At 50.9% G+C, this 8,058-nt stretch carries 8 protein-coding genes; all 8 read right to left on the bottom strand.

From position 1 onward, the window contains the following. Nucleotides 1–1,134 (bottom strand): M14 family metallopeptidase (locus ABIK47_07845; GenBank protein MEO0020525.1); only part of this gene is annotated, 1,134 nt, incomplete at its 3' end. A 303-nt stretch (nucleotides 1,135–1,437) separates the two neighbouring features. Then, nucleotides 1,438–1,845 carry a peptide chain release factor-like protein gene (locus tag ABIK47_07840; GenBank protein ID MEO0020524.1) on the bottom strand — a complete coding sequence of 136 codons (408 nt, stop codon included), beginning with the start codon at nucleotides 1,843–1,845 and terminating at the stop codon, nucleotides 1,438–1,440. After that, on the bottom strand, nucleotides 1,846–3,774 hold the full coding sequence (gene accB / locus ABIK47_07835; protein MEO0020523.1) for an acetyl-CoA carboxylase biotin carboxyl carrier protein: 1,929 nt from the start codon (nucleotides 3,772–3,774) through the stop codon (nucleotides 1,846–1,848). It lies immediately after the preceding gene. After that, the gene (gene murF, locus ABIK47_07830) at nucleotides 3,755–5,161 is read right to left on the bottom strand and encodes a UDP-N-acetylmuramoyl-tripeptide--D-alanyl-D-alanine ligase (protein MEO0020522.1); all 1,407 of its coding nucleotides are present in this window, start codon (nucleotides 5,159–5,161) and stop codon (nucleotides 3,755–3,757) included. The genes accB and murF overlap by 20 nt, the downstream gene beginning before the upstream one ends. A 3-nt stretch (nucleotides 5,162–5,164) precedes the next feature. Then, nucleotides 5,165–6,187: a tRNA preQ1(34) S-adenosylmethionine ribosyltransferase-isomerase QueA gene (gene queA / locus ABIK47_07825; protein MEO0020521.1), complete on the bottom strand. Its 1,023-nt coding sequence runs from the start codon at nucleotides 6,185–6,187 to the stop codon at nucleotides 5,165–5,167. Next, on the bottom strand, nucleotides 6,187–7,074 hold the full coding sequence (locus tag ABIK47_07820; protein MEO0020520.1) for a phosphoribosylaminoimidazolesuccinocarboxamide synthase: 888 nt from the start codon (nucleotides 7,072–7,074) through the stop codon (nucleotides 6,187–6,189). The genes queA and ABIK47_07820 overlap by 1 nt, the downstream gene beginning before the upstream one ends. Nucleotides 7,075–7,086: 12 nt before the next feature. Beyond that, nucleotides 7,087–7,689 carry a SagB/ThcOx family dehydrogenase gene (locus ABIK47_07815; GenBank protein ID MEO0020519.1) on the bottom strand — a complete coding sequence of 201 codons (603 nt, stop codon included), beginning with the start codon at nucleotides 7,687–7,689 and terminating at the stop codon, nucleotides 7,087–7,089. A gap of 52 nt (nucleotides 7,690–7,741) precedes the next feature. Then, nucleotides 7,742–8,058: AIR carboxylase family protein (locus ABIK47_07810; protein MEO0020518.1), on the bottom strand; the 317-nt coding region annotated here is incomplete at its 5' end.

The following is an 8,058-nucleotide window of genomic DNA, read 5'->3' as shown; positions in this document are numbered from 1 at the left end:
ATAAAACTCGGTGCCAATCTCAAACACATAGGAAAGGCAGGGAAAGCCACCGATGTGATGTGCCCAGCCATACATCCAGTCAATTGAACCGCCACTTGTCGGATAGAGCTGGCTTGACTGCTCGGGTGTATAATAGCCGCCAGAGAGTTTCTGCATCTGCTGCGCCATCCTTTGACCAAGGCTCACTAAGGTCTGATTGTCCGGGGTAATCTCGCCATTCCCATAGGGCCACAATACCAGTTCTGAATATGAGTGCAAAGAAATATCGCAAACAAATGTGTGCTGTTTGAAGAAATTGGACAGGGCATTAACCTCCTTGCCCCAGGCACCATAACCGCCCATAAAGGTCTCATCCCTCGGTGAATGGGAGGAACGCGAGCCGGAAACCAAGGCACCCCAGTCCGCCATCCTTGAGCCATTACACGCGCCATTGTAGTTCCTATTCGGGTCGCAGCCGATATTCGAGCCAAAGGGCTGACGGTTCTTGCGCCAGGAGCGCTGCGAGGGGTAGTCATAAACATAGCCATCAACATTGACCACCGGAAATACCCAGATTTGATGGTTGTCAACAAAGTTCTTGAAAAGGGAGTCGGTCTGGTAATTCGTTAGGATGGTGTCGGCAAAATATCTTGCCGCCTGCGGTGTTGCCCATTCCCTGGAGTGATGCATCGCCTCAAGTAGCACCTCTGGCTCATTTTCCTCCAGCTGCGGATTGTCCGATATCTTTACCCCGTAAATCCAGCGACCCTCATAGGTCGGACCAATCGAGTCCAACCGGCAGATTTCGGAATAGTTTTCTGCCCAGTTGCGCATAATCGCCACCAGGGAGTCATAGGAGCAGTAATAACCGAACCCTGCCGCCTTTATTTTCTCCTGTTCAAGGTCAGAAACGACAACCTCACTCTTAAGACCCGAGGCGAGAACAACCGGCAAATCCCTTTCATCAAGCAAAAGGTCATAACTTTTACCGGGTTGCGCGCCACAAATCTCAATAGATGTTCCCTTAAAAGGGATGTGCTGATAAAGGGTTGGATAGTCCTTCACCTCAACCCGGACAATCATCTGCCTTGCCTCAATACCGGTGAAGAAAATCACGAGCAGGGCAAGGGCAGCAAAAAACGACTTAACCTTCATCTTTTCTCCTTTTTAAAATCATCGCCACTCTGCAAACAAAATTATATCCTCCCTTTTCCACAGGTCAATAAAATGTCCATCATCCCTCCCATTCTTATAAAATTTCTTAAGACCGATGACCAAAGATTGCTGACCAAGACACCTCTTTTTAGACACCCGTCTTCAGCCTCAGGGTCCAAAATTGTTAGGGGGATTATACCCCCACAAAAATTGTCATTTTGCTAAGTTACGAAACTGCGAGAATTAACTCAATTTCACCCCATTGAATTTAGTATACTTTTATGTATACTTAGCCTTTAGGAACTACTCCTCAGGCGGCTTGCGCAACTCCTTTTTCTCGCCAATCAGGCGCTTGAGTTGCAAAACCTTCTCCTTTGCCCTTTTGGAACGCTTTCTTTTCTGGCGCCTGATTTTTAGAATCTCCCTTTCCCTCTCGGTCTTAATCTTTAATATCTGCGCCTCAATTTTCTCGGCAAGCAACCGCCTTGCTAAAAACCGATTCAGCGCCTGTGACCTTTCCTTGGTAACCTTGACCTCAACTCCGGTAGGGATATGTTTGAGATAGACACCGGTCTCAACCTTGTTCACATTCTGCCCGCCCGGACCAGAGGAGCGGATGAACCGTTCAACCAAATCCTTTTCTAAGATTCCCAACCTTGCCATTCGGGCGGTTAACTCCGCCTCCTTCTTCTCACTGACCCCAAACCTCATCTACAGCGGCTCAACAACCATCAAAGGCTGCCCGTATTCAACCGACTCGCCATCCTTTACCAGAATGTCAATAATCCGGCACTTCTTCTCTGCCTGAATCTCATTCATCAGTTTCATCGCCTCAACGATGCAGAGCGTCTGACCCGGCTCAACCACATCCCCCTTCTCCACAAAAGGGGCCGCCTCAGGTCTTGACCTTGAATAAAATGTCCCGACCATCGGCGAGGTTATTTGTTCGGTCTTGCCGGTTGTCGGAACCGGTGCTGGTTCTGCCCCCTTGACCTCTGCTGCCTGCACCTCTTCTTGCGGCTTTAACTCCTCGCTCACCGGGAGAGCCTTAGATTCTGGCACCTTCATTGGCGTAGCCGGTTCTGTGCTCCGGACAACAGGTAAAGCCCACTCAGCAATACCCCTCTTTATCCGCACCCTCTCTTCGCCAATCTCCCATTCCAGTTCGGTAACATTATGGGCGCTTGCCAGTTCCAGAAGGTTGCGCAGCCTTTTAATCCCTGGCTCCTCAGGTGCAGGCTTTGGTGCCGGTTCCGACTTGGGCTTTGGCTCCTGGGGGACCGGTTTTGGCTCCTCAACCTTGGTTGGGTTCTTCCGCCACTGAAAGAACTTCAGCGCCACCTCTGGGAAAATGGCATAGGAGATGTAATCCTCCTCCTTCTCCACCAACTCCTTGGCAAGCTCCTTTCTTGCCCTGGGCATCCCTGGTTCCAGCCGGTCAGCAGGTCTGCCCTTTATCGGCTTCTCATCCCCCAAAATCTTTTTTACTATCGCCTCCCGAATCGGTGCTGGTGGACGACCGTAAAGACCCCGGACATAATCCTTAACCTCCTTGGGCACAACCTTGTAGCGCTCGCCCGCAAGGACATTCATCACCGCCTGCACACCCACAATCTGACTTGTCGGTGTGACCAAGGGCGGATAACCCAAATCCTCCCTCACCCTTGGCACCTCCTCCAAAACCTCGGGCAAACGGTGCTCTGCCTTCTGCTCCTTTAACTGGGCAAGGAGGTTGGATGCCATTCCACCCGGAATCTGATGGGTGATAACCATTGAATCCACCGCCTTGGTGCCGGGGATACACTTACCGGCAGAAAGCTTCTCAAAGTGCTGTGCAATCGCCTCCAGCGCAGCGATGTTCAGTTCTGTCTTATAGGGTGTTCCCTCTAAACTCGCAATCATCGTCTCCACCGCCGGCTGGGAGGTGAAAAAGGCAAGGGGTGCTGATGCGGTGTCGATGATATCCGCCCCTGCCTCCACCGCCTTCAGATATGCCGCCACCGCCATCCCGCTTGATGAATGGCAGTGCACCTGAACCTCGAGTCCGATTTCTGATTTCAACGCCGCCACCAGTTCAAAGGCAATCTGCGGCGAAAGGATGCCCGCCATATCCTTGATGCAGATGGAGTCAATCCCCATCTCCTTTTGCTCCTTGGCACGGGCAACATAATAATCAATGGTATGCACCGGGCTGATGGCATAGCAGAGCGTCCCTTGGGCATGCTTACCCGCCTTCTTGACAAACTCAACCGCCTTCTCCAGATTGCGGGCATCGTTGAGGGCGTCAAAGATTCTGAAGATATCGATCCCGCGCTCGGCTGCCCGGTTGACAAACTCCTCCAAGACATCATCCGGGTAGTTACGGTAGCCGACCACATTCTGCCCGCGCAGCAGCATCTGCAAACGGGTCCTCTTCACCCGCTCCCGGATTGCGCTCAGCCGCTCCCAGGGGTCCTCATTGAGAAACCGCAGGCACACATCAAATGTCGCCCCGCCCCACATCTCCAGTGACCAGTAGCCGACACTGTCAATCTGCTCCAAAACCGGCAGCATATCCCCAAGGGTCATCCGCGTTGCCCAGAGCGACTGATGCCCGTCGCGCAGCGTCGTATCGGTAAATCTAATCGGTTTTTTCTCCATAGTACCTCACAATCTTTTCGGTTACAATTTCCAGAGCCATCTGTCTGGAACCCTTGACAAGTATTGTATCACCTGCTCTCAAAATGTCAAATAAGTCATCACCGACCGCATCACTCCTTGGGTAGCGCTTGAGCCGCTTTTGGTCCATCCCTTGGGAGAGCGCACCTGAGGCGACAAACTCTGCCTCCTTACCAACAACAACCAGCCGGTCAGCTATCTCCGCCGCGACCACCCCCAGTTCGTAATGGAGCCTTCGGCTCTCTTCACCCAACTCCAGCATATCACCTAAGATCGCCACCCGGCTCTCTTTCGGCGCAGTTGCCCTCAAAACCTCAAGTGCCGATTGCATTGACTGCGGGTTGGCATTGAAACAGTCGTCAATCAAGAGTACACCAGCAAGTCTTTTTACTGTGAGGCGCTGGGGCGGTAAACACAATTTGTCCACTCCCGCAACAATCTCTTCATCCTTTAGACCCAATGACCGCGCTGCCGCCGCAGCCGCCAGAAAGTTATAGATGTTGTGTTTGCCCAAAACCCTTAATCTAACCGGATGTCTGCCCATAAAGACAAACTCACTGCCCAAAATCCCCTTTTCTTTTGTATCGGTGGCGAAAACAGCCGCACCCTCTCCAAGACCAAAGGTGATATAGTTCTTGAATCCTAAACTATGAACCATCGCCATCACCAACGGGTCATCAAAATTGACAACCGCAACCCCGTTCTCAGGCAAAGCCTCAAGGAGTTCGCGTTTCTCTTTCGCCACACCCTGACGGTCCTTCATAAACTCAAGATGGGTATCACCGATGTTGGTTATTATCCCAACCTCTGGGCGACATACTTCCGCCAGCCTTTTCGTTCCCCCCAATTCGTTCATCTCAATCTCAAATATTCCCAGGTCAGTTGTGCGGTCCATCTCAAAAACTGTCAAAGGGACCCCGATCTCGTTGTTGAAACTCTGCCTTGCCTTTACAACCCGAAATCTTTGTGAGAGAATACTCGCGAGCATCTCCTTCGTTGTTGTCTTGCCATTGGAGCCGGTAACAGCCACAACCTTCACCTTTAGAAGTGAGCGATACCAGCGGGCAAGACCGAGGAGCGCTCTTTTTGTATCATCAACCTCAATAACAGAACAGGTTGAGGTCGGAAACCCTTGACCTCCACCTGAACCTTGCCCTTTCTCAATCATCACCGCTACCGCGCCATTTTTCACCGCATCCAAAACAAACTGATGCCCGTCAAACCGCTTGCCCCTGATGGCAATATAAATCTCACCCGGCTTTATTGTCCTTGAATCAATTGAGACACCGATAACGCTCGCCTCTGGCGCGCCTTCGACAACCCTTCCCTGAGTTGCTCTTGCTATCTCTGCAACCGTCAGTCTTTCCATCCTTCAGATAATCAGCATCGCATCACCAAAGGAGTAAAACCGATAGCGGTGGTCAATCGCATACTGATAGGCTCTCATTATCAAATCCCTGCTGGCAAATGAACAGACAAGAAGGAGGAGCGTTGATTTGGGCAGATGAAAGTTGGTAATAAGGGCACCGGTAACCTTCCATTCATAACCCGGATAGATATACAAATTGGTCTCGCCTTTGCCAGGCTTTACTACAAATCCATTTTCGGTCGGGTATGCCTGACTTTCCAAAACCCGCACCGTTGTCGTGCCGCAGCAAACAATCCGCCTCTTTTCCCTTATCGCCCTGTTCACCGCCATTGCCGCCTCCTCGGACAATTCAAACTCCTCAGGATGCATCCGGTGCTCTTCAACCGCAGTAGCCTTTATCGGTCTGAATGTCCCAAGTCCAGCATGTAATGTAATTTTCACCATCTCCACGCCTTTTTTACAGAGTTTCTCAAGCAACTCTGGTGTGAAATGGAGACCAGCGGTTGGTGCGGCAACCGCACCCGGCTTCTGGGAAAAGACCGTCTGATACCTTTCGGGATTATCACATTTTTTTCTGATATAAGGTGGCAGAGCCAGTTCGCCACAACTGTTTAAAAGCCCGGTTGTATCCTCAGGCTCAAACCGCACCAGCCTTAAACCCTCTGGCTTTCTCTCCTCAATTACCGCCCGGTAGCCATTAAAGAAAACCTCGGTTCCGGGCTTTGCCTTTCTTGCCGGACGGGTCAAAGCCTCCCATAAACCTCTTTCAACCCTGCGCAGAAGCAAAAGTTCAATCTTGCCCCCGGTTTTTAGTTTTCCGTAGATGCGCGCGGGCACAACCTTAGTGTCATTAAGAACCAAAAGGTCACCAGGCACAAGCCAGTTGCCAACCTCACAAAACCTGGCGGGATAAATCGCACCGGTCTTACGCTCAACAACCAAAAGCCTGGATGCATCCCTCGGCTCAACCGGCTCCTGGGCAATCAACTCCTTTGGCAACCGATAATCAAACTCACTTGCGAGCATCAATCCTTGATTTCTATCCCAGTTAAAAGCCGTAGCGCCTCACGGTAACGGGCACTTGTGCCCAGAATCACATCCTCGGGCAACCTTGGTGCTGGAGGCTCTCGGTTCCAGCCAATACCAATCAGATAGTCACGCACAAATTGCTTGTCAAAACTTGGCGGGGAAATTCCAACCTGATAATCCTTCTCCGACCAGAACCTTGATGAATCTGGTGTCAAAACCTCATCAATCAAAACCAGTTCCCCATCAATCAAGCCGAATTCAAACTTGGTGTCGGCGATTATTATCCCTTTGGTCCGGGCATATTCACTCGCCTGCGCATAAATCTCAAGAGAAATTGACCGTATCTTTTTCGTCAAATCCTTGCCGATAATCCTTGCCATCTCCTCAAAAGAAATGTTCTCATCATGACCGGTCTGCGCCTTGGTTGCGGGTGTAAAGATGGGCTCGGGTAGCTTTTCCGCCTGCCCCAGACCCTCAGGAAGTTTTATGCCGCAGACCGCTCCCTTCTCCTGATACTCCTTCCAGGCACTGCCGGCAAGATAACCGCGAACAACACATTCAACCGGCAAAGGGTTTGCCCTTTTTACGAGCATCGCCCGCTCACGCAAAATATCCTGATATGGCTTCAGTTCGAGAGGAAACTCTTGCAAATCCGCGGTGATGAGGTGATTTTCAACCAAACTCTTGAACCGATTGAACCAGAAGACCGAAAGGAGATTCAGTACCTTGCCCTTGTCCGGAATCCCGTCAGGCAAAACTACATCAAAAGCACTCAGCCGGTCGGTGGCAACAATCAAAAGATTGTCTCCAACCTGATAGATATCCCTCACCTTGCCCGAACCAACCCTTTTTAAACCTCTGAAATCGGTGTGCGTGACAACCATAAATTTTCTTTTTTATCTATGTCCTACTGGCATTATATAAAGCGGTTCGTATTTAACCCCTAATACCCGCATAACCGCACTGTCATTAAATGCACCAACCATCACCGTTCCCAAATCAAGAGCAACGCATTCCAGCGAAACATTCTGACCGATATGACCAGCCTCCATATGAACATACCTTATTCCCCTCTCACCATACCTGGTGGTTGTCCTTTTATACTCACAGGTCAGAACAATGCTTGCCGGAGCATTTTTGATGCAGGTCTGACCAAGTGCCGCACCTGCCAGTTCACTTCGCACATCACCTGTTTTCACCAGTTGCAAGGCATGCCTCTCAACATCATAATGATAAACACCCGAGTCAAGCCCCTGCACCCTGCCGGCAACTAAAAAGACCTCCATCGGATAGGTTGCACCGGCAGAGGGTGCGGTTCTGCCATAGGTCTTACCGGTTTTGCCCTGGGCTGCCCAGAGCAACTGACCTACCTCATGCAGGGTTAGGGGTTCACCTGAATAGGAGCGAACCGACCTGCGCCTTAAAAGCGCCTGCTCCACCGTAACCCTGCCAATGGTATCGGGCTTGGGCAGAATAACAACTGAATCCTTTTGAATCATTTGCCCTCCTGCCGAAATCAGTAATAATAATAAGACCATAACACCTCCTTATTTAGCCCCTTTTGCCTGCCTCCTTTGCCTGCCTTTTTCTAAACCCCTCAAGTTTTCCTTTCAGTTCCTGATTGCTTAATCCTAAAATCGCCACCGCCAAAAGCGCCGCATTAATAGCACCTGACCTGCCAATCGTCATTGTTGCCACCGGCACACCCGCAGGCATCTGGACAGTTGACAAAAGCGCATCCAAGCCACCCAACCCCGCATCAAGCGGCACCCCTATCACCGGCAAGGTGGTATAACTGGCAACAACACCAGCAAGATGAGCCGCCTTACCCGCACCGGCAATTATCACCTTTATACCTCTTTTTGCCG

The sequence above is a fragment of the candidate division WOR-3 bacterium genome (assembly GCA_039801245.1).
In the GTDB taxonomy this organism is placed as follows: Bacteria; Hydrothermota; Tepidihabitantia; order Tepidihabitantales; family Tepidihabitantaceae; genus JAOABP01.
This window is presented reverse-complemented; position numbering and strand designations above follow the sequence as displayed.

What these genes read in the sequence shown, in the direction of transcription:
- ABIK47_07840 (MEO0020524.1), bottom strand. Translation starts at nt 1,845, where the DNA reads ATGAGGTTTGGGGTCAGTGAGAAGAAGGAGGCGGAGTTAACCGCCCGA.
- ABIK47_07815 (MEO0020519.1), bottom strand. Translation starts at nt 7,689, where the DNA reads ATGATTCAAAAGGATTCAGTTGTTATTCTGCCCAAGCCCGATACCATT.
- accB (MEO0020523.1), bottom strand. Translation starts at nt 3,774, where the DNA reads ATGGAGAAAAAACCGATTAGATTTACCGATACGACGCTGCGCGACGGG.
- queA (MEO0020521.1), bottom strand. Translation starts at nt 6,187, where the DNA reads ATGCTCGCAAGTGAGTTTGATTATCGGTTGCCAAAGGAGTTGATTGCC.
- ABIK47_07820 (MEO0020520.1), bottom strand. Translation starts at nt 7,074, where the DNA reads ATGGTTGTCACGCACACCGATTTCAGAGGTTTAAAAAGGGTTGGTTCG.
- murF (MEO0020522.1), bottom strand. Translation starts at nt 5,161, where the DNA reads ATGGAAAGACTGACGGTTGCAGAGATAGCAAGAGCAACTCAGGGAAGG.